Origin of the sequence: Paenibacillus gyeongsangnamensis, from assembly GCF_027533625.1 — a bacterium.
Taxonomy (GTDB): Bacteria; Bacillota; Bacilli; order Paenibacillales; family NBRC-103111; genus Paenibacillus_G; species Paenibacillus_G gyeongsangnamensis.
Map to the genome: position 1 here is coordinate 33,310 of NZ_JAQAGZ010000014.1, position 20,635 is coordinate 53,944.

Below are 20,635 nucleotides of genomic sequence, written 5' to 3' on the forward strand. Positions count from 1 at the left end.
CGGTGGAACCGATACGTCTTGGACTTAACGATTTCGGACTGCTGGCCCCGGAGCTGACGTTAGTCGTTGCGGCTGTCGTACTATCGCTCTTGGATCTTCTGCTGCCGAAACAGATCAGCCGGACCTGGCTTGGATGGCTGTCGCTGGTCGGCATCCTGGTGTCCGCCGTGTTTGTAGTCACATATCTGAATCCTGCGGAGCCGAGGCAACTGCTGCAGTTCAGTTACCGGATCGACGATTTTGCGAATATCATAAAGCTGATCCTGCTTACCGGCGCCGGGTTGATTACCCTAATGAGCATCGGGTCCGTCAAGGAGGACGAGATCCCGCACGTGGGCGAGTATTACTACCTGCTGCTCCCCGCCACGCTCGGCGGCATGATTATGGCTTCTTCCGGCGATCTTATTACGTTGTTCGTCGGGCTGGAGCTGCTCAGCATCACATCGTATATTCTGGTGGCCATGCGCAAGAAAAACCTTCAGTCCAACGAAGGCGCGTTCAAGTACATTGTGCTCGGAGGCATTTCATCCGCCATTATTTTGTATGGCATGTCCTTCCTGTACGGAATGGCCGGCTCGACGGCAATCGGGGATATCAATACCGCGATCGGACAAGGAGCATCCACCCTGATGCCGCTTATCTATTTAAGCTTCTTCCTGCTGCTTGCGGGGTTCGGCTTCAAGGTGGCTGTCGCGCCTTTCCACATGTGGTCGCCGGACGTATACCAGGGGGCCTCGACGCCGATTACCGCATTTCTTGCGGTCGTATCCAAGGCGGCTGCCTTTGCGATCCTGTTCCGTCTCATGTACGGCATCTTCGCTGTAGGCGAGCTGATGCAGACGCCGTTCCACGGGGACGTGCTGACCGCCCTCATGGTCGTAGCCACAGCCGCGATGATTCTCGGGAACTTCATCGCGCTGAAGCAGACGCATCTGAAACGGCTTATGGCATACTCGGGCGTAGCGAACGCCGGTTATTTGCTGGTGCCGATTGCCGTCCAGTTCTCGATGATGCATTATTCCAACTTCTCGGAATTCGCGTTCTATCTGATCGCCTACTTGTTCATGAATATCGGGATCTTCGCGGTGCTGATGATTATCGAGCATTCTACCGGGGATGAAGAGATGAAGGGGCTGGCGGGGTTGTATTACCGGGCTCCCGGAACGGCGATCGCTACCGTGCTGCTGGTCCTGTCTCTCGCGGGCCTGCCGGTTTCCGGCGGTTTCTTCGGGAAGCTGTACATCATGATGGGAGCGATCCAAACCCAGCATTATTGGCTGGCCGCCGTCATGATCGGAACGAGCGTCGTGTCGTTCTACTTCTACTTCGGCTTCATCCGCCAAATGTTCATGCGCAGCGATTATGAAGCGTTGGAAGTCAAAGTGCCGCTGCCCCTCGGCATCACGATGTGGCTCTGCGCGGGCGTCAGCGTGCTGCTTGGTCTGGCGCCGCAAGTCGTGCTCGGTTACATCGAGCGGATCTTTTCTCTGACGCAGGATTTGTTCATGTTCAGTTGATAAGGAATTTATAAGTATTGGCAACTTATAGCTTCGCATCAACCTTGATAAACGCGCTGGTCCTTGTAAAACAAGGACGGCGTAGCCGTTTATGATGGGTTAATCCTTATCTTGGTTCTTGGCTCGGTCTCCCTTCACGTGAAGGAGACCGGGCTTTTTTAATTTTAAAGAAAAAGAAAGGTGGAGGTAGAAGGCCGCACATAGCAGCTCAGAGGACATGGGTATGGGGTGAAGGAGCGATAGCGCCCGCCTTTGAAATGGTGTAATTACCGCTACAAAAATAAATTAAGATAACACCATTTCAACAGCGGCCGTAACCCCATACCCATGTCCTCCCCCAGTACACCAAAGGCCTTCCGCCTCGCTCTTTTTCCGCCTCGGAAAAGGTTGTCAATTCCAGTTGCAGCCAGCGTATGAAAAGCATAGAATGAGGATTGGAAAGAAATACGAACAAAGGACTTATTCGTGCCATGATACATAAATGGAAAACGTCGTCCGCCGCTATGCTGCTTTTCAGCTTCGCCCTGCTGTTCACCTTGTGCGGAACGGTGTTCGGCATGGCCGCGGATGATCCGTTTTATGACAAACAGGCGTATTTACAGCAAATTCATATGAGTGAGGCTTGGGATATTGCACGGGAGAACAAGGACACGGTCATTGCCATCGTCGATACCGGAGTGGACCTGAAGCATCCCGATCTCCAGCCCAACCTGGTCGCAGGAGCGAACCTGATTAACCCGAAACTCCCGCCCCAGGACGATAACGGCCACGGCACGAACGTGGCCGGTGTCATTGCCGCCGTGGGCAACAATGATAGAGGCGTGACCGGCATTCTATGGAAAGCCAAGATCATGCCGATCAAAGCGCTTGAAGCCGACGGATCGGGTGGGGAGAAGATGCTTGGCGAAGGCATCCGCTATGCTGTCGATCATGGCGCCAAGATCGTCGTGCTGTCGCTCGGACTAAATAAATATTCTTCGTATATGAGTGATATCGTCCGGTATGCGGAGGAGCGGGATGTCCTGCTTGTGGCCGCAACGGGCAACGAGGGCAACCGGGTCAAATATCCTGCCGCTTACCCAACCGTTCTCGCGGTAGGCGGAGTAGGGACGGACGGAACAGTGGACAGCCGGTCGAATACGGGCCCCGAAATCGATGTCGTCGCTCCGTGGGATGTGTTCACGACAGCGCTCGGCGGAAGCTACGAGAACAAGGACGGCACTTCGATGGCTGCGCCTCAGGTGGCTGCGGCTGCAGCGCTATTGTGGGGCCTGCATCCGGAACTGAAGCCTTATCAAATCCGGCAAAAGATTCGCCAAACGGCGGAAGACGTGGGCGGGCGCGGATGGAATCCGCAAACCGGATACGGACTGCTGCGGGTGGACCGTTTGCTCAAAGAGCCGATGCTGGCCAATATGTATGAACCGAATAACCGGAAAGCCCAGGCCAAAACGATTTCCATCAGCAAAAAAATCGCCGCTTCCTTCAGCGGGGGCACCGATCAGGAATGGTATGCGGTGGATGCCGATTATGACGGCACGTTGAACGTGGGCCTCGATTTGGACCCGAGCCTGGCGGTCAACGTGCAGCATACCGATGCTTCAGGGAAATTAACCAGCACAACGGTGCAGGGCGGTCAAACCGTCCCGTTTCAAGTGACCAAAGGCCGGAACTATCTGCTGTTACAGCTTAGCGACCGGAATCGAAGGGCGGAGACGCCTTATCAGCTGACCACTTCTTTCGATATCTATAAAGATCCTTACGAGGATAACGACAAGCAGTACAAAGCGTTTGTACTGCCGTCCCGCAGCCAGACGATCAAGGGCACGTTTCACCAATACAACGATGTCGATTGGTTCGAGCTGCCGATTCCCGAATCCGGTTCTTTGGGCATTAGGGTAACGACCGATACCGCCCGAATCGACCCGGTGCTGCTTGTGCAGCGCAGAGGGGAAAAAGCCGTGACGATCGACCAGGGTGACGACGGCGCCGAAGAAATCTATGATTTGCCAAAGGTTTTTCCTGGAAGCTACTATATCCGTATAAGCAATGTAAAGGACTATGCGAATCCGGTAGTGGGCGAGTATACGTTATCCATCGAGTACAATGCGAAGCTGATCGACCCGAATGAGCCGAACAACCATTGGTATCAGGCTACGGCGGTTTCTCTGGATACCCCATACAACGGGCTGCTCGACACAAGCGAAGACATCGATTGGTTTCAATTCCAGGTGGGCGAGGAAAGCTTGGTGAACATCAGTCTCACCGACATTCCATCTTCCGTTACGATTTACATGGCGTTATACGACGGCAGCTTGAAATCGATCGCAGGCTCCATGAACAGCCCGCCGTCCACGGGTCAGCAGTTGACCGGCAAGTTCGCTCCCGGCACGTACTATGTGAAGCTGACGACGGGAACGCCGTTCGATAACCAGATGTACCAGTTCCGGGTTACCGCTCAGCCGCTTCTGGGCGGCTACACCGATATTAAAGGGCACTGGGCGCAGGATGCGATTCTGAGCTTAAGCGGCCGCCAATTGATTGACGGCTACGGCAATTATACCTTCCAGCCAGATCGTCCCATCACCCGGGCGGAAGCGGCGGCCGTATTGACGCGGGCGTTCAAGCTGACGAAGCAGCGATCGATCGCTTATTCGGATCTGGACAGCAGCCATTGGGGCTACAGCTACATCGCACGTGCCGCCCAGGCCGGCATGATTGACGGGTACCCGGACGGGACCGTGGCGCCGGATCAGCCGGTCAGCCGCATGGAAATGACCGCCATGATGGCGCGCAGCCTGAATATGACTGGGAAGAAGCGGGGCACGGTTCCTTTTACCGATGTGGATGAATCGTATTGGGGCACGGGACTGCTTAAGCAAATGAAGGCGGAGGGCTGGATCGCGGGCTACGCCGACGGCTCCTTCCGGCCGGATCAGCAGGCGACCCGGGCGGAGTTCATGAAGCTGCTTAGTCAGCTGCTTAAGCCGGGATAAACGCGAGAATCCTTTTTTTAAGATATAAAGATGATGCGATTCCCGGCAGGCCGCTCCGATTAGAGCGCAAATCTCGTGGGTAAAAAGCAATAAGAAGCCGCCCGCCAGCCTTCAGCGGCATGGCCGCCCGGGGCTGACGCCTGCCGGAACCGAAGGAAAAGCGAGGAAACCACGAATAATGGATTATACGGATCAATTGAATGCGTCCATGGGACTTAGTGGGTTGTTGAATATTGTCGTCGTGATCGTTTGCATCGGACTATCCTGGTGGGCACTGCAGGAACTTAAACTGGATGCGATCATTAAGCGGCCGAGAAGCCCGCAGGGCAAGGCTCTGCAGATTTTTCTGTCCGTTGCGCTCGGCTATCAGCTGGCAAAGTTCGTCTTGGATTATTTTCATTGGTCGACATGGCTCCACGGCATGTTCTAAAAAATTTCTCGAATAACCAAGGAGATTGTTGTCAACAATGGATAGTACAACCGTTGTAAAATCGAAGCGCGTTGCGAATGGTATTCTGACCGGATATGCAGCCGAAGGCTTATATAAATATAAATTGTCTGCAGCCGGTCTCCATGCTAAACTGTTAAAGGCACGCAAAGAAAAAGCGCGGAGGGGGACCATGATGAGCAAAATTATCGTCCGCGGCGGCAGAAAGCTCTCAGGCAGGGTTCGGATTCATGGCGCCAAAAACGCCGTCCTGCCGATTATCGCAGCCTCTATCTTAGGAACGGAAGGCGTAAGCGTCATACACGACGCGCCTCCTTTGGACGACGTCCTAGTCATCAACAAGGTTTTGGAAAGCTTAGGTTTGGAAGTTGAATATAAACAGGAAACGATCCGCGTCAATGCCCAGCGCGTTCACACGTGCGAAGCTTCTTACGAGCTGGTACGGAAAATGCGGGCTTCTTTTCTAGTCATGGGACCTTTATTGGCCCGCATGGGACAGGCGAGAATTTCGCTGCCCGGCGGATGCGCTATCGGTACCCGCCCGATCGACCAGCATCTCAAGGGATTCGAGGCGATGGGAGCGGATATTGAGCTGGGCCACGGCTATATTGAGGCGCGCGTCAACGGCAGGCTGAAGGGCGCCAAGATTTATCTCGATGTAGCCAGCGTAGGAGCGACGGAAAATATTATGATGGCGGCTTCCTTGGCGGAAGGGACCACCCTGATCGAGAACGCGGCCAAAGAGCCGGAGATCGTGGACCTCGCCAACTATCTCAATGCGATGGGGGCCAAGATTCGGGGAGCCGGCACGGGTCTGATCCGGATTGACGGCGTGGAGCAGCTGAAAGGCGCCGTGCATACGGTTATTCCCGACCGGATTGAAGCGGGTACATACATGATGGCGGCCGCAATAACGAACGGCGATCTGTATATTGAAGGGGCCATAGCCGATCATTTGCGTCCGGTAATCTCGAAGATGCAGGAAATGGGCGTGCAAATTGTCGAGGATGAGAACGGGCTTCGTGTCTATTCGGACCGTCCGCTGCGTGCGGTGGATGTCAAGACGCTGCCATACCCGGGCTTCCCGACCGATATGCAGTCCCAGATGATGGCGCTCCTGCTGACGGCCGAGGGGACGAGTCTCGTAACGGAGACCGTGTTCGAGAACCGGTTCATGCATGTGGAGCAGCTGGCGAACATGGATGCGCAAATCAAAGTCGAAGGACGAACGGCGGTCATCACGGGCGGCGGAAGGCTGCAGGGCGGGAAGGTTTGCGCCACCGATCTGAGGGCGGGCGCCGCATTGATTCTGGCGGCGCTTGCGGCGGAGGGCGAGACGGAAATTACCGGCTTGCATCATATTGACCGCGGCTACGTGGAAATCGCCGAGAAGCTGCTGCGGCTAGGGGCGGATATCGAGCGGGTATCGTACGAATATGTGGAATCCGAAGAAAAAACCGAGACGCTTCCGCTGTTCTCAGTGCAGCCGACCCTAGCCTAAGAACCTAAACTTCCCTAAATAAGAGAACCGATTCTTTCATTATTGAAAAGAATCCGGTTCTCTTTCTTTTTGGTCTATTCTATTTTTTTCGCACATATGATGGTGTTACCTGACGGCACCTAGTGCAGAAATGATAGCACGGACAGCAAATGACGGAGGATATACGAACATGAGGTACAAGCTGACCCGCAAACCAATGAATTGGACTCGCCTGATGATCGCAGGTTTGATTGGCTTTACGGCAGTGGTGGTTTTCGTGCCTTTGCTGTTCGGCAAGTCGGGGTCAACCCCGAGGAGAGAGCCGCTCCCCGTACCCGCCCAGGCCGGAGCCGCAGCCGGGGACAATCTGATGGTTCCGGTATTTCTCAGCAAGGAAAACAAGACCCAGCGGGTGAATCTCGAAGATTACGTCCGCGGCGTGGTGGCGGCGGAGATGCCGATCGAGTTCGAGCCGGAAGCGCTGAAGGCGCAGGCGCTTGCGGCCCGGACCTATGTCGTACGGCGGCTCGCGGATGGGGATCAACAGAATGTGCCCGTAACGGATGCGGTCGTGACAGACACGATATCGCATCAGGCTTATGTGACGAATGAGGAGCTGAAAGCGCGCTGGGGGCCGGAGGTATATGCCGTGAACCGGGCGAAGCTGGACCGGGCGGTGGAAGCAACGAAGGATCAAATTCTAACGTATCAGGGGAAGGCGATCGAAGCGTTCTTTTTCTCTACCAGCAATGGGTATACGGAAAATTCGGAAGATTACTGGGGGAATAGGATCCCTTATCTGCGCAGCGTGGCGAGCCCTTGGGACGCTAAGCTTTCACCCCGTTATAAGGAGACGGTAACCATAACCGGCAAGGAGCTTCAGCGGAAGCTGGGACTCTCTGCGTCTGTCCCGGTCAATACCGGCGCGGGGAACGGAATGAAGGTGATAGAACGAAGCCAAGGCCAGCGCATTAAGAAGCTCTCCGTGGGGGGGCGCATCTTCTCGGGCCGCGAGGTCAGAGAGAAGCTGGGGCTGAATTCGAGCCAGTTCGAGTGGAGCTGGAAGAACGGAGCCTGGCAGTTCACAACCTTCGGTTACGGGCACGGGGTCGGCATGAGCCAGTGGGGCGCGGACGGCATGGCGCTGGAAGGACATACCGCCGAGGAGATCGTGAAGTACTACTATACCGGCATCGAAATCGGCAGCGCGGCAACTCTATTGAAATCGAAAAGTTTCTGAGAAATTATAGGTTTTCCCCCGTATAAATCTCGCAAACCTGGCAAGAATGGTTAGCGAGGTGATAATCATATGAATGAACAAAAAAGAGATTTGCAGAACCAAGCAGAAGCTCCTAAATCCAACGAAGGAGCATGTAACAACAGTACGTCAAATTCCTGGAAGAGATTGCTCGCCAAGAAGTGGGTATTTCCGGCAACGTACATGGCAGCAGCGGCAATCATCTTAACGTTAATGTGGGTGTACCAGGGAGCGGGTACGAAGCTTGACAAAAATGTCAGCGTCAGTCCGACCGGCTCGGTCACCAACAACGTCACAGGCCCTGATGCCGTAGCCACGAGCACCAAGCAGGAAACAATGCAATGGCCCTTCAAGGACCGCACCGAGCTGGAAGTGATCCTCCCGTTCTTCGACAACAAAGCCTCGAATGAAGCAAGACAAGCGGCTATGGTCGAGTATGGCGATACCTTCACGCCTCATATGGGCATGGATTTCCAAAGACCGGATAACCAGACCTTCGATGTTCAAGCCGTCATGAGCGGGAAAGTTACCGCCGTGGAGAAAAATCCGGTTGTCGGCAACCTGGTGGAAATCACCCATAGCAACGGTCTGGTCTCCGTGTACCAAAGCTTGGCCGATGTGAAGGTGACCAAGGACGCTGATGTGAAGAAGGGCGACGTGATCGCCAAGGCGGGGCGCAATGAGCTGGAGAAGGATGAAGGCGTGCATCTGCACCTCGAACTTCGTCAAGGCCAAGGCGGTCCGGCCGTCAATCCGGAGCAGTATCTGGGCGACCACTAAGGCAGGTCAATCGACGAGTAAGCAGGGGCTCAGCCCCTGCTTTTTTGTATGCTCCCTGCACGGGTACCGCTTGTCCCAAGGCTTCTCCGGGCGCTTGTCCCCCAAAATAAATGTTCGCCCTTGGCTTGTCAGCCTTATGAAACAAAGAATATAAGCGCGCACCCCTCATATAATGTACCAAACTAACTCGAGTAGGGAGGCGAGGGGAGTGCACGATTACATCAAAGAGCGAACCATTAAGATAGGCCGCTGCCTGGTGGAAACCAAGCATACGGTGCGCACCATTGCGAAGGAGTTCGGCGTATCCAAGAGCACGGTGCACAAGGATTTGACGGAACGGCTCCCGGAGATCAATCCGGAACTTGCGAATCAGGTGAAGCACATACTGGAATACCACAAATCCATACGCCACCTGCGCGGGGGCGAGGCCACGAAGATCAAATACCGGAAGACCCGCAGCCCGAGGTCACAGGAAAAGCTTGTCACGGTAAAATAAAAATGCAGCGCTTACCCGGACGTACCGCAGTTTGCGGAGGAAGGTCGCCGGCGGTCAACCGCACCGGTCCGACATCCTTTGGCCTGCGGTACGTGTCGCTCCCGAACCTGCTTGACCATAAAGCGAATCATGTCGAAAAAAATCAAAATAAAAAGAGGAATTTGGGATCAAATGGCGAATTGTCTAAGTTAACGTATATAATAGAAGGTGCCGCTTCTTTAATGAGGATGGACGGTTGGTTAGGGAGGAACAATTTCGATGTTAAGCAAGGATATTGGCATAGATCTGGGGACTGCGAACGTCCTGATCCATGTAAAGGGACGAGGCGTAGTACTGGATGAACCGTCTGTCGTTGCGATTGAGAGCGATACGAAGCGGGTTCTCGCCGTCGGAGAAGAAGCTTTCCGTATGGTGGGGCGCACACCGGGCAATATTATCGCCATTCGGCCGCTGAGGGACGGAGTTATTGCCGATTTCGAGATAACCGAGATGATGCTGAAGTATTTCATAAATAAGGTCGGAGGCCGCAAGTGGTACAGTCACCCGCGGATTTTGATCTGCGCTCCTACGAATATTACTTCGGTTGAACAGAAGGCGATTCGCGAGGCGGCGGAGAAGAGCGGGGCCAGAGAAGTGTTCCTGGAAGAGGAGCCGAAGGCGGCTGCGATCGGAGCGGGCATGGATATTTTCCAGCCGAGCGGCAATATGGTGGTCGATATCGGCGGAGGAACGACGGATGTGGCCGTACTGTCGATGGGCGACATCGTTACGTCCTCTTCCATCAAAATTGCGGGGGACAAGTTCGACTCCGCGATCATGAAATACATTAAGAGCAAGTACAAGCTGCTGATCGGCGAACGGACAAGCGAGGACATCAAGATCAAGATCGGAACGGTCCATCCGGACGGCAAACAAGAGAAGATGGACATTCGGGGGCGTGATATGGTCAGCGGATTGCCTCTTACGATTACGGTCAACTCGCAGGAGATTCAAGAGGCGCTATCGGAGCCTGTATCTTCCATTGTCGCTGCGGCGAAATCGGTACTCGAACGGACGCCGCCGGAGCTTTCGGCCGATATCATCGACCGCGGGGTGATCCTGACCGGAGGCGGAGCGCTCCTGCACGGCATTGATCAATTGCTGGCGGACGAGCTCAAGGTTCCCGTATTGATTGCGGAAAATCCGATGAGCTGTGTAGTTAGAGGTACCGGCATCATGCTGGACAATTTGGATAAAGTCTCGAAACGCAAATTCTAGGAGGGCATTCGTCCAATGCTAAGAGGCCTGTATACCGCCGCTTCCGGCATGATTGCACAGCAACGGAAGCATGACATCGTGACCAACAATATCGCCAACATCAACACCCCCGGCTTCAAGGGCGGCAACGGCATCAACCGTTCCTTCCCGGAAGTTCTGATCTCTCGGATCAGGAGCGGGAAGGACGAGCCCGGAGCCGTTAACGTTGGACGTATCAATACAGGAGTTATGGCGGAAGAAAACGTGTCGCTTCATGCGCAAGGAGACATTCAAGAGACGAACAATCCTTTTGACTTCGCCTTGATTTCCGATATTCAAGTGCCGGGGGCGCAGTTCGACGCCTCGGGCAAATATGTTGATGCAAACGGACAGCGGACGATTCAGCCGCAGGCCTTCTTTACGGTCCGCAATGCGAACGGTGAAGAGCGTTATACGCTTAACGGAAAATTTTCAGTGGATGCCGGTGGCCAGTTAATCGACTCGGAAGGCCATCAGGTCGTCGGCGGAGACGGTCAGCCGATCACTCTTCTTGAGCCGGCGACGCGGACGCCGATTTCGAACTTCCGTATTACGAAAGAAGGCTTGTTTACGAATGCCGACGGCCAGCCGCTGCAAGGGATCAGCGGACAGCCTATGAAATTGATGATTTCCCGCGTGGATGATCCGAATCAGCTCGTTCGCGAAGGGAACGGGTTGTACCGGCTGGATGCGGGACAAGCTGCCCTGGTCCGTCCGGTTACTACGGAGAAGGTGGAAGTGCGTCAAGGCTCCATCGAGCGCTCCAACGTCGATTCCGGGCAATCCATGGTCGATATGATGTCGGCGCTCCGGGCTTATGAGGCCAATCAGAAGGTCATTCAATTTTACGATAAGAGTATGGAGAAGGCGGTCAACGAAATCGGCCGCGTCTGATTTATTGTCCGCACCATGGCAATCCGAAGGCAGCCCTATAGGATACGGGAGGAACCGTCTGCATGAACAATTCCATGATCAATTCGTCGGTCTCGATGCATGCGCTGCAGCAAAAGCTCGACCTCGTGGCCAATAATATCGCGAACGTCAATACAACCGGCTATAAACGCAAGGAGGCTTCCTTTCAGGATGTGCTGACGAGCCTCAAGGCACAGCCGCAAGGGTTCCAAAAGGAAGGCCGGCTGACGCCGCTCGGGTATAATCAGGGCTGGGGCGCCAAGATGGTGCAAGCCCTGATCAATATGGCTCAAGGCTCGCTTCAAGCGACGGAAAACCCGCTGGATATGGCGGTAGAAGGCAATGGGCTGTTCGAGATCAGCAGTGCGCAAGGCGAGATTCGCTGGACCCGTAACGGGGCGTTCCAAATCTCCCCTTCGATGGATCCGCAGGATCCGGGCTCGATGGTGCTGACGACGAAAGACGGGCAGTTCGTGATGGGAACAGATGACAAGCCGATTCGCATCCCGAAGAACCATACGGTCAAAATCCAGCCCAACGGAACGATTATGGCTTCCGACGATGCGGATACGAATGCGCCTCCGGTGATTGCAGGGCAAATCAAGCTCGTCCGCGTCATTCGTCCGCAGCTGCTGCAGCAGCTTGGCGATAATTTGTACGCCCTGCCGGGCAATATCACGCAGCAGCAGCTTGGCGAAATTCTTCAGACCGTAACGGCGGCAAACAATAATGTCGATCCGATTACCGTACGGCAAGGGTTTTTGGAGCAGTCCAATGTGAATCTGACCGATGAAATGACCGAGATGATGACGGTACAGCGGGCTTTTCAGCTGAATTCCAGAGCGATCACTTCTTCGGATCAGATGATGAATCTGGCCAATACCTTGCGTGTGTAACGGCCGAGCGTAAAGTGAGGTAGATAGCGTGAGCGATACCCCCAAGAAAACGCCGAAGCTGCGCCCGCGGTGGAAAGTCATTCTCCTCGGCATCATCCGATGGACATGGATTCCTGTGGCGTGCGTCTTGGCGTTATTCGCAGGGCTGGCCTTAGGCTACGTCTATATCGGCAAGCAAAGCTTATCGGATGTGTTCCAAGCGGCAACCTGGCGTCATGTATATGATTTGATTTTTAGCGATACCTAAAACCGACTCCCCTCCGGGGAGTTTTATTTTTTGCCGCAAGCAAGGTATAATGTATGGATGGGATCGGTTATAAAGAGAGAACCAAGCGCAAACATGACACGGCTGAAAAGAGGGGGAAAACGTAAGTCATGTGGAATGTGCCGAATGTACTGACCTTGTGCCGTTTCATTCTAATCCCCGTCTATTTGACGGTGTTCGAGGCCGGTCATATGAAGAGCGCATTTTTTGTTCTGCTCGCGGCGGGGTTGACCGACGTGCTCGACGGGTATATAGCCAGGAAGCGGAAGCTCGTGACGCAGCTTGGCAGCATGCTGGATCCGCTGGCGGACAAAACCATGATGATTGCGGTCATCCTGTCTCTTGTATTCTCCCATATGATATCCTGGCAAGCGGCCGTCGCCATGTTTATACGGGACGCGGGGATGATTGTCGGCTCGGCGGTCTTTCACTTTCAAGGGAAGCGGACCGTGCCTGCCAATGCCCTCGGGAAGCTCACGACCGTTTTGTATTATGTTGCGATCCTGCTTATCATTTTCCAATTGCCGTATGCTTATGCCTACCTCTGGTTTGTGATCATCGTTTCTTTCATGACCTCCGTTATTTATATTCTTCAGTTTATTCTGTTGAATAGGCGGGGGGCGAACTCCGAATAAAAAGAGCCTATGACTAAGCCCGCAACCTGCTTTCACAGGCACCGGACCCAGCATAAGCTCCCTTATATCAACCTTCACTGCTGCAGATCATGAAGGGACAGATGTTAGTGTAAGTTGAACCTTCTTCATTTATTACATCGGACTGAATATTTTTTTCAGCCGGGCAGGAATCAAATATTCACACTTCAATGGAAGGAGCTCCACCATGCTGGACGTTGTACAAATTCAAGAGATTATTCCACACCGCCATCCGTTTCTGCTGATTGATCGCATTCTGGAGGTAGAAGCCGGCGTAAGGGCGGTTGGACTGAAGAATGTGACGGCGAATGAAGATTTCTTCACAGGTCACTTTCCGGGATATCCGGTGATGCCCGGCGTGCTGATCGTCGAGGCCTTGGCTCAAGTAGGCTGCGTTGCTATGCTTCTTGTCGAAGCGAACAAAGGGAAGCTCGGCTTCTTTGCCGGTATCGATAAGTTCCGATTCCGGGGCCAGGTCGTGCCTGGAGATACGCTGATTCTCGAAGTGATCATTACAAGACTGAAGGGAAGCATCGGCAAGGGGCAAGCCGTCGCCAAGGTCGGCGACAAAGTGGTTGCCGAGGGAGAGCTGATGTTCGCATTGTCCGATGCGGCACGTAATTAACCTTGTGACTTCGAAACCATTACATACATGACTAAGATCAGGTAGAGGAGATGGGAAAAACATGACGATTCAAACTCGAGTACAGGAACAGTATGAGCTTTGGGTGAACGATCCGGCGATTGACGAAGCGACAAAAGCGGAGCTTCGCGGCATTGCCGGCGATCCAAAGGAAGTGGAAGACCGCTTCTACCGCGATCTGGAGTTTGGAACCGGCGGTCTCCGCGGCGTGATCGGAGCGGGGACGAACCGGATCAATGCCTATACGGTTGCCCGCGCGACTCAAGGGCTTGCCCAGTTTCTGCTGAGCTCCGGCCAGTCCGAATTGGCCGCCGTCATCGCCTATGATTCCCGCAACCAATCGCCTGAATTTGCGCTCGAAACGGCCAAAGTGCTGGCAGGCAACGGCATCAAGGCTTACGTATTCGAATCGCTGCGCCCTACGCCGGAGCTTTCTTTTGCCGTTAGGTATTTGAAAGCCGATGCAGGTGTTGTCGTAACGGCCAGCCACAATCCTCCGGAATATAACGGATACAAGGTATACGGCAGCGATGGAGGACAATTGGTGCCGGATCAGGCCGAGCAGGTTATCGCAGAGATCCGCGGGGTGCAATCCTTTGCAGACGTGAAGCGGTTGTCTCGGGCTGATGCCGAAGCGAAGGGGCTTCTGGAATGGATCGGCAAAGACGTCGATGCCGCATTCCTCAAGGCCGTTACGTCCGTCAGCTTGAACGCCGAGCTAGTCCGGAGGACAAGCGATGACTTCAAAATCGTATATACTCCGCTGCATGGTGCCGGAAACTTGTCCGTTCGGGCGGCGCTGGGCGCCATCGGCTTTGAACAGGTGAAAGTGGTTGCGGAGCAGGAGCAGCCGGATGCCCGGTTCTCCACGGTGAAATCGCCGAATCCGGAGGAGAAGGATGCTTTCGCGCTGGCCATTCGCGATGCGAAGGCTTGGGATGCGGACATCATCATCGGGACGGACCCGGATTGCGACCGGATGGGTGCGGTGGTGAAGGATCCGGACGGAGAATATTTTGTTCTGACAGGCAACCAATCGGGAGCCATCATGGTCGATTATTTGCTCGGCAACCTGCGTGACCGCGGGGAGCTGCCGGACAACGGCGTAGTGATCAAGACGATCGTAACCAGCGAGATGGGCGCGGTCATCGCAGAGCATTATGGAGCGAAGGTGCTGAATACGCTGACCGGATTTAAATATATCGGCGAAAAGATGACCCTGTTCGACCGAACCGGTGAAGCGACATATTTGTTCGGGTACGAGGAAAGCTATGGATATCTTGCGGGCAATTACGCCCGGGATAAGGATGCGGTCGTCGCCTCCATGCTGATCTGCGAAGCGGCCGCGTATTACAAGAGCAAGGGCAAAACGTTGTACGATGTGCTGCAAGAGCTGTACGAGCGTCACGGTTACTTCCTCGAGAAGCTCGAGTCCCGTACGCTCAAGGGCAAGGACGGAGTTGAGAAGATCGGCGCCATCATGGAAGATTGGCGCGGGGCGCCTCCCGCCGAATTGAACGGGCTGAAGGTTGCGAAAGTGGAAGATTTTACTCAGGGGCTTTACGGCTTGCCTGTAGAGAATGTGCTGAAATATACGCTGGAGGACGATTCCTGGTTCTGCCTCCGCCCATCGGGCACCGAGCCCAAAATTAAAGTGTACTTTGCTGTCCGAGGCAGCTCCGCAACAGGAGCCGCGTCTGCGATCGATCGACTCGTGCAAAGTGTCATGACCAGAGTCGATCAACACAACTAACCTGGGGAGCTGACAGAAGTTGAGAGGACGGTACGTGATCTGGAACCAAAAGACGTTGAAATGGCTGTGGTGGCTGGTTATCTTGGGGATACTGGCTGCCATTCCCGTCGCCTATGAGCGGCATGTAACCGAGCAGAATACGGGTCGGAAGGTGGAAATTGTTTTCGATTACCGGAACCTGCTGGACATTTCGGATACGCAGACCGATCCCCGAAAGTTTGTATTGGACCAGCTGGACCAGCTGAAGCAGCACGGGGTCCAGTCCATGGCCGTCTATGAGGCCACCTTGAACGAACTCAAGCAAAGCCGGCGGATCGAGCTGTTTACCTCCCATGAAGCATCGTCACTGACGCAAACGCCGATCTCGCCGAACGAGAATTTCACATACCTGCTGTTTGCGGAGAAAGATTCGGAGCAGAAGCTTCGGCCGATGATCCAGAATACGTTTGCCGCCTTAAACGTGAAGACCCGGCCCTGGAGCTACAAGAACCAGCCGGGCATGATCATCGAGATGTCGATGGACGATGCCATGCTGAAGACGATGGATCCGGATCCGATTACGCTGCAGCTGCTGAAAGAAAAAGGCTACAACATCGTGGTGCGGATGTCCAACCGCCGGCCGTTCGACGAAGCCCAGATGGATACGCTGCTCGGCGAGCTTCAAAAGCTCGGCGTGAAACGAATGATCGTCGACGGAGAAACGGTACCCGGCTTTATCAGCGACAAGAACATGCATAATTTGGACATCATGGGCGAGCTGCTCAAGAAGCATCAAATCGGTCTGGCGTCTACGGAGGCGCTATATCAGAAAGTGCCTCAGCGCGGATTTGCCCGCGTAGCCAAAGATATAAATTATAATGTCGTCCGCCTTCATCCGTTAACCGAATCCGACACCCAGAAGCTGACGGAGAACGTAACGGAGCAGGAGCTGAACGACCGCATCCAAGCTTATGCGGACCGGTTCGTTCTGGCCGTGAAGGACCGCAATATCCGGATGATTTTCCTGCATGCCAAGGCGGTCCGAAGCACGGATAAAGGGAAGATCGTGAACCCGCTGGATTCGATCTATTTAACGCTCAAAGGACCTGACGGCGCGCTTCCGCGCATCCAGAAGGCCGGGTACCAGCTCGGGCCGGCGACCAGCTTCGTTCCGGTGCACTCGGGCTGGCAGCCGATTGCCAAAGGACTGATATGGCTCGGAGCGGCGGCTTTAATCGCGCTGACTGTATCGTACTTCTTCCCGGAAATTACACTGCTGGTCTTTGTCGTATTGCTTCTCGGAACCGGCTTGTTATATTTAAAGAACGCCAACACCTTTGCGCAAGTTCTGGCATTGGGTGCGGGGACGAGCTCCCCGACCTTGGCCATCATGTACGCCATTCGTGCTGCAAGGAGCAAGCTGAAGGAGACCCAAGGGTCAAGGCTCGTATTTGCGATTCTGCTCCTGCTTCGAACTTCGCTGATCTCGCTGATCGGGGTTCTGTTCATCGTAGGGCTGCTCAACCACATCACTTATTCGCTGGTGCTCGATCAGTTCCGGGGTGTCAGCGTCCTTCACGCGGCGCCGATCGCGCTCGCCGCTGTGTATTGGCTGCTGTTTAGCGACAATACGACTTACCGTGAGAAGCTATTGCGTATCAATGGATTCCTGCGTGCGAATATCACCATCCTATGGGTGGTCACGGTCGTTGTCATTGCCGCCGTTGGATATTACTACATCTCAAGAACAGGCAATGAGGGACAAACGAGCGCTGTCGAGAAGCTGTTCCGTTCTTTCCTGGAGAATACGCTGGGAGTCCGTCCGCGCACCAAGGAGTTCCTGATCGCGCATCCTTTGTTCCTGCTGGGGGCGTACTTAAGCTACCGTTACCGAAGCGCGCTGTTGTTTATTCTGGTCGGTGTTATCGGACAAGCTTCGATCGTCGATACGTTCGCGCATTTGCATACGCCGCTTAAGATCTCGCTCATCCGGATCATATACGGGCTAGGATTCGGCACTTTGATCGGCATTGCATTGATTGTAGTATGGGAAATTGTTTCAAGGAGTTGGCGCCGTTGGGTACCCCGGTTAAACGAATAGTATTGTCCGGTTACTACGGTTTTCGCAACAGCGGCGATGAGGCCGTATTGCAATCCATTCTGCTGGCGCTGCAGGAGCAAGGAGAACGACAGGGCGTGCAGTTCGTCCCTGTCGTTTTGTCCGTTAATCCGGCAGAGACCCGCGAGGTGTATGGGGTGGAATCGGTTCACCGAATGAGGCCGCAAGAGGTGTGGAAGGCGCTGAAGAAGGCGGACGGGCTGATTAGCGGGGGCGGGAGCCTGCTGCAGGATGAGACGGGTTGGAAGACCATTCCGTATTACTTGGCTGTCATTCGCCTTGCGCAGTGGCTGGGAAAACCGACGTTTATTTACTCGCAGGGAATTGGCCCCGTTCATCGTATTTCCTTCTTCGGCTGGATCCGATCAGTCTTCCGGCGCTGCCAACTCATTACGGTCCGGGATCCGGAATCCGCTGCGCTGCTGGAGCGTATGGGCGTAGCAAAAGCGGCAATTCAGGTGGTCCCCGATCCGGTTATGGGCATGCCGCTCAAAGGGAAGCCGACGCACTCGAACAACGCAGCTACTGATGCTGTGATCGGCGTATCGGTCAGATTCTGGAATGAAGATCGTTCCGACTTAAATGCCGTAGCCGAAGCGCTGCATCAGCTGCTCGAAACGACGGAGGCGACCATCCGTTTCCTTCCTTTCCATCTTCCTTCGGATGAGCAGGCTTCTCTGTATGTGATGGAACGGCTGAGGGAAATCTACAAGCATCGGCTCTCGATCACAAGCGATATTACCCATCCCCAGGATATGCTGAAAGAAGTAGCCTCCTGCCGGCTGCTGATCGGGATGCGGCTCCATTCATTGATCTATGGGGCCAATCAGCTGGTGCCGGTTGCGGGTATTTCTTACGATCCGAAGATCGACCAGTTCCTGAAGCGGTTGGACATGAATGCGGTCATGAATACGAAGCAGCCGGCGGCATCGGAATTGGTCCGGGAGGCCGGCCGTTTGCTGACCGGATACGAGCAATGGAAGCTGGACAAACAGCCGGCGATTGAGCGGCTGAAGAACGAGGCCCAAAGGCCCGCGGAGCAAATCGCTTCATTTTATACTAAAGGGCGGGGAATGCGTTGAATTTCTCCAAAGTATCCATATTCGGGGTTCCGATCTCCCAAATGAGCATGAAGGAAACGGTGACGTATCTGGCCCGAATCATCGAGTCCCGCAAGCCGCACCAAATTATTACGGCCAATCCGATTATGGTTATGGCGGCGCTCGAAGATCCACAGTACATGCGCATGATGAGGGAGGCGGAGCTGATCGTACCTGACGGTACGGGCGTCGTCTGGGCGGCCGATTACGTAGGGAATCCGGTAGCGGAACGCGTTCCCGGCTACGACTTGATCCATGAGCTGATGCGGGTGGGTGAATCCCGGGGCTGGAGAGTGTACCTCGTAGGCGCGTCGTCTGAAGTGATAGAAGCTGCTGCGGACAAATTGAAGGCGTTGTACCCTCAGCTGCAATTGGTCGGATTCAGAAACGGTTTTTTCGGTGAAAAAGAGGACGATGACGTCATCCGGCAAATCCGCGAAGCGAATCCGGATATTCTGCTGGTGGGCCGCGCGGCGGCTACCCAAGAGCCTTGGATCGCTAAGTATAAGCAGCGGCTCGGCATCCCTGTCATGATGGGCGTCGGAGGCAGCTTCGATGTGCTGTCAGGGAAGCTGAAGCGCGCTCCGCTGCTGTTTCAGAAGCTTCGGGTGGAATGGTTTTACCGGCTTCTTCAGGAGCCGTGGCGGTATAAGAGAATGCTGGCATTGCCAAAATTCGCGTTGAAAGTCATCCGTGAAAAAGAGAATGTACAGAAACCTTCATCAGACGTATGAATATCAGCTGAAAAACGCCCAAATTGCTCAAATTGGCAATGGTTTTTCCTTGAACAAGAGAGTATAATTTGAAGTGTTTGGGGTTTTTCATAGAGAAAAAGGGGCTGTGAATGAACAGATGAACTTATTATACGGAATCGGCTTTGCCGCTGCATTGTTGATCGCGCTGCTGATGACGCCGCTTGTAAAGAGCTTTGCGTTTAAGGTCGGAGCGGTCGATGCGCCCAATCACCGCAAGGTACATAGCCGAATCATGCCTCGTCTGGGCGGATTGGCGATTTACATCGCATTTATCGGTGCTTATTTCATGGTCTCCCCTGCTATTGATACGCTCAAGGCGGATGTGGTGTTCGGCCTCCTCGTAGGCGGTTCGATCGTTGTGCTGGTCGGTGCGCTCGATGACCGGTTCGATCTCTCGCCTAAGCTGAAGCTGCTGGGACAAGTGCTTGCTGCGAGCGTCGTCGTTTACTCCGGCGTAGTCATCGATCTGGTCAATGTACCGTTCGGCGATACGACGATTTCGCTGACTTGGGTGGCCTACCCTTTAACTATATTTTGGATTGTCGGCGTGACCAACGCGATCAACCTGATCGACGGCCTCGATGGCTTATCGGCGGGCGTTTCCGGTATTGCAACTTGCACGATTCTGGTACTGGCCTTAATGATGGGAAATACGACGGTCATCCTGCTGTGCGTTGTGCTGCTAGGCAGTATTGCCGGGTTTCTCTTCTATAATTTTCACCCCGCCAAAATCTTTATGGGCGATTCCGGCGCACTATTCCTAGGCTTTAGTCTGGCGACCCTTTCGGTACTCGGCTTCAAGCAGGCTACTGTCGTTTCTCTGCTCGTTCCTATCATGATTCTTGGGGTCCCGCTTTCCGACACCTTCTTTGCTATCATACGCCGCTGGGTGAACAAGAAGCCGATCTCGGTGGCCGATAAGAATCACCTTCACCATTGTCTGCTTCAGATGGGCTTCAGTCACCGGACAACGGTACTGATTATATATGGAATTGCCTTTGTCTTCGGAACCTCCGCGGTGCTGCTATCCTATATCTCCGAGCAAGAAGCCTTATGGGGCGCAGTGCTATTGATCGTGATCCTGCTCTGTATTCTAGTGCTCGGAGCCGAGGTCATCGGGATTATCAGCAAGACCAAGAAGCCCGTGCTGCAGTTTCTCAACAAAATCAGGGCCAAAACGATGCAGCTGAGCGCCCGGTCTCGGATGACCAAATAATAATGAAATGCATAACAATGATCCCATGCCGTTAGGCGCGGGATTTTTTTTCTTGCAACGTTAAATTTTCGAAGTCGGAAGCCGATATAAGAAC

18 protein-coding genes are annotated in these 20,635 nt (G+C 54.2%); all 18 read left to right on the forward strand.

The genetic code is table 11. From position 1 onward, the window contains the following. Nucleotides 1-2 precede the first annotated feature (2 nt). The 18 genes from O9H85_RS20945 (at nucleotide 3) to O9H85_RS21030 (ending at nucleotide 20,541) form a co-directional block, all read left to right on the forward strand. Nucleotides 3-1,517 (forward strand): NADH-quinone oxidoreductase subunit N, encoded by a 1,515-nt coding sequence (locus tag O9H85_RS20945; protein ID WP_269883369.1) that lies wholly within the window; start codon nucleotides 3-5, stop codon nucleotides 1,515-1,517. 470 nt (nucleotides 1,518-1,987) lie between these two features. Further along, nucleotides 1,988-4,513, forward strand: a complete 2,526-nt coding sequence (locus O9H85_RS20950) for a S8 family serine peptidase (RefSeq protein ID WP_269883370.1) — start codon at nucleotides 1,988-1,990, stop codon at nucleotides 4,511-4,513. 178 nt (nucleotides 4,514-4,691) lie between these two features. After that, nucleotides 4,692-4,943, forward strand: a complete 252-nt coding sequence (locus O9H85_RS20955) for a DUF1146 family protein (RefSeq protein WP_269883371.1) — start codon at nucleotides 4,692-4,694, stop codon at nucleotides 4,941-4,943. A 193-nt stretch (nucleotides 4,944-5,136) separates the two neighbouring features. Then, a complete protein-coding gene (murA, locus tag O9H85_RS20960) occupies nucleotides 5,137-6,462 on the forward strand; it encodes a UDP-N-acetylglucosamine 1-carboxyvinyltransferase (RefSeq protein ID WP_269883510.1) in 1,326 nt (441 codons plus the stop codon). Between the two features lie 169 nt (nucleotides 6,463-6,631). After that, nucleotides 6,632-7,681 (forward strand): stage II sporulation protein D, encoded by a 1,050-nt coding sequence (gene spoIID, locus O9H85_RS20965; RefSeq protein ID WP_269883372.1) that lies wholly within the window; start codon nucleotides 6,632-6,634, stop codon nucleotides 7,679-7,681. Nucleotides 7,682-7,750: 69 nt separating this feature from the next. After that, nucleotides 7,751-8,479, forward strand: coding sequence for a M23 family metallopeptidase (locus O9H85_RS20970; RefSeq protein WP_269883373.1), 729 nt, complete (start codon nucleotides 7,751-7,753; stop codon nucleotides 8,477-8,479). Between the two features lie 208 nt (nucleotides 8,480-8,687). After that, entirely contained in the window at nucleotides 8,688-8,975 is a 288-nt protein-coding gene (gene spoIIID / locus O9H85_RS20975; protein ID WP_269883374.1) for a sporulation transcriptional regulator SpoIIID, read from the forward strand. 258 nt (nucleotides 8,976-9,233) lie between these two features. Then, nucleotides 9,234-10,232 (forward strand): rod shape-determining protein, encoded by a 999-nt coding sequence (mreB, locus tag O9H85_RS20980; protein ID WP_269883375.1) that lies wholly within the window; start codon nucleotides 9,234-9,236, stop codon nucleotides 10,230-10,232. Nucleotides 10,233-10,247: 15 nt separating this feature from the next. Further along, the gene (locus O9H85_RS20985; RefSeq protein WP_269883376.1) at nucleotides 10,248-11,144 is read left to right on the forward strand and encodes a flagellar hook-basal body protein; all 897 of its coding nucleotides are present in this window, start codon (nucleotides 10,248-10,250) and stop codon (nucleotides 11,142-11,144) included. 62 nt (nucleotides 11,145-11,206) lie between these two features. Further along, nucleotides 11,207-12,058: a flagellar hook-basal body protein gene (locus O9H85_RS20990; RefSeq protein ID WP_269883377.1), complete on the forward strand. Its 852-nt coding sequence runs from the start codon at nucleotides 11,207-11,209 to the stop codon at nucleotides 12,056-12,058. Between the two features lie 28 nt (nucleotides 12,059-12,086). After that, entirely contained in the window at nucleotides 12,087-12,305 is a 219-nt protein-coding gene (locus O9H85_RS20995) for a DNA-directed RNA polymerase subunit beta (RefSeq protein ID WP_269883378.1), read from the forward strand. A 128-nt stretch (nucleotides 12,306-12,433) separates the two neighbouring features. Continuing rightward, nucleotides 12,434-12,958 carry a CDP-alcohol phosphatidyltransferase family protein gene (locus O9H85_RS21000; RefSeq protein ID WP_269883379.1) on the forward strand — a complete coding sequence of 175 codons (525 nt, stop codon included), beginning with the start codon at nucleotides 12,434-12,436 and terminating at the stop codon, nucleotides 12,956-12,958. Between the two features lie 205 nt (nucleotides 12,959-13,163). Next, complete coding sequence (gene fabZ, locus O9H85_RS21005; protein ID WP_269883380.1) at nucleotides 13,164-13,601, forward strand: 3-hydroxyacyl-ACP dehydratase FabZ; 438 nt, start codon at nucleotides 13,164-13,166, stop codon at nucleotides 13,599-13,601. Between the two features lie 61 nt (nucleotides 13,602-13,662). Next, nucleotides 13,663-15,372: a phospho-sugar mutase gene (locus tag O9H85_RS21010; protein ID WP_269883381.1), complete on the forward strand. Its 1,710-nt coding sequence runs from the start codon at nucleotides 13,663-13,665 to the stop codon at nucleotides 15,370-15,372. 19 nt (nucleotides 15,373-15,391) lie between these two features. Continuing rightward, on the forward strand, nucleotides 15,392-17,452 hold the full coding sequence (locus O9H85_RS21015) for a DUF5693 family protein (protein WP_269883382.1): 2,061 nt from the start codon (nucleotides 15,392-15,394) through the stop codon (nucleotides 17,450-17,452). Continuing rightward, entirely contained in the window at nucleotides 17,428-18,552 is a 1,125-nt protein-coding gene (gene csaB / locus O9H85_RS21020; protein ID WP_269883383.1) for a polysaccharide pyruvyl transferase CsaB, read from the forward strand. The genes O9H85_RS21015 and csaB overlap by 25 nt, the downstream gene beginning before the upstream one ends. Before the next feature lie 41 nt (nucleotides 18,553-18,593). Further along, nucleotides 18,594-19,304, forward strand: a complete 711-nt coding sequence (locus O9H85_RS21025; RefSeq protein ID WP_269883511.1) for a WecB/TagA/CpsF family glycosyltransferase — start codon at nucleotides 18,594-18,596, stop codon at nucleotides 19,302-19,304. Nucleotides 19,305-19,422: 118 nt separating this feature from the next. Continuing rightward, nucleotides 19,423-20,541 carry an MraY family glycosyltransferase gene (locus tag O9H85_RS21030; protein ID WP_269883384.1) on the forward strand — a complete coding sequence of 373 codons (1,119 nt, stop codon included), beginning with the start codon at nucleotides 19,423-19,425 and terminating at the stop codon, nucleotides 20,539-20,541. Nucleotides 20,542-20,635: the final 94 nt, after the last annotated feature.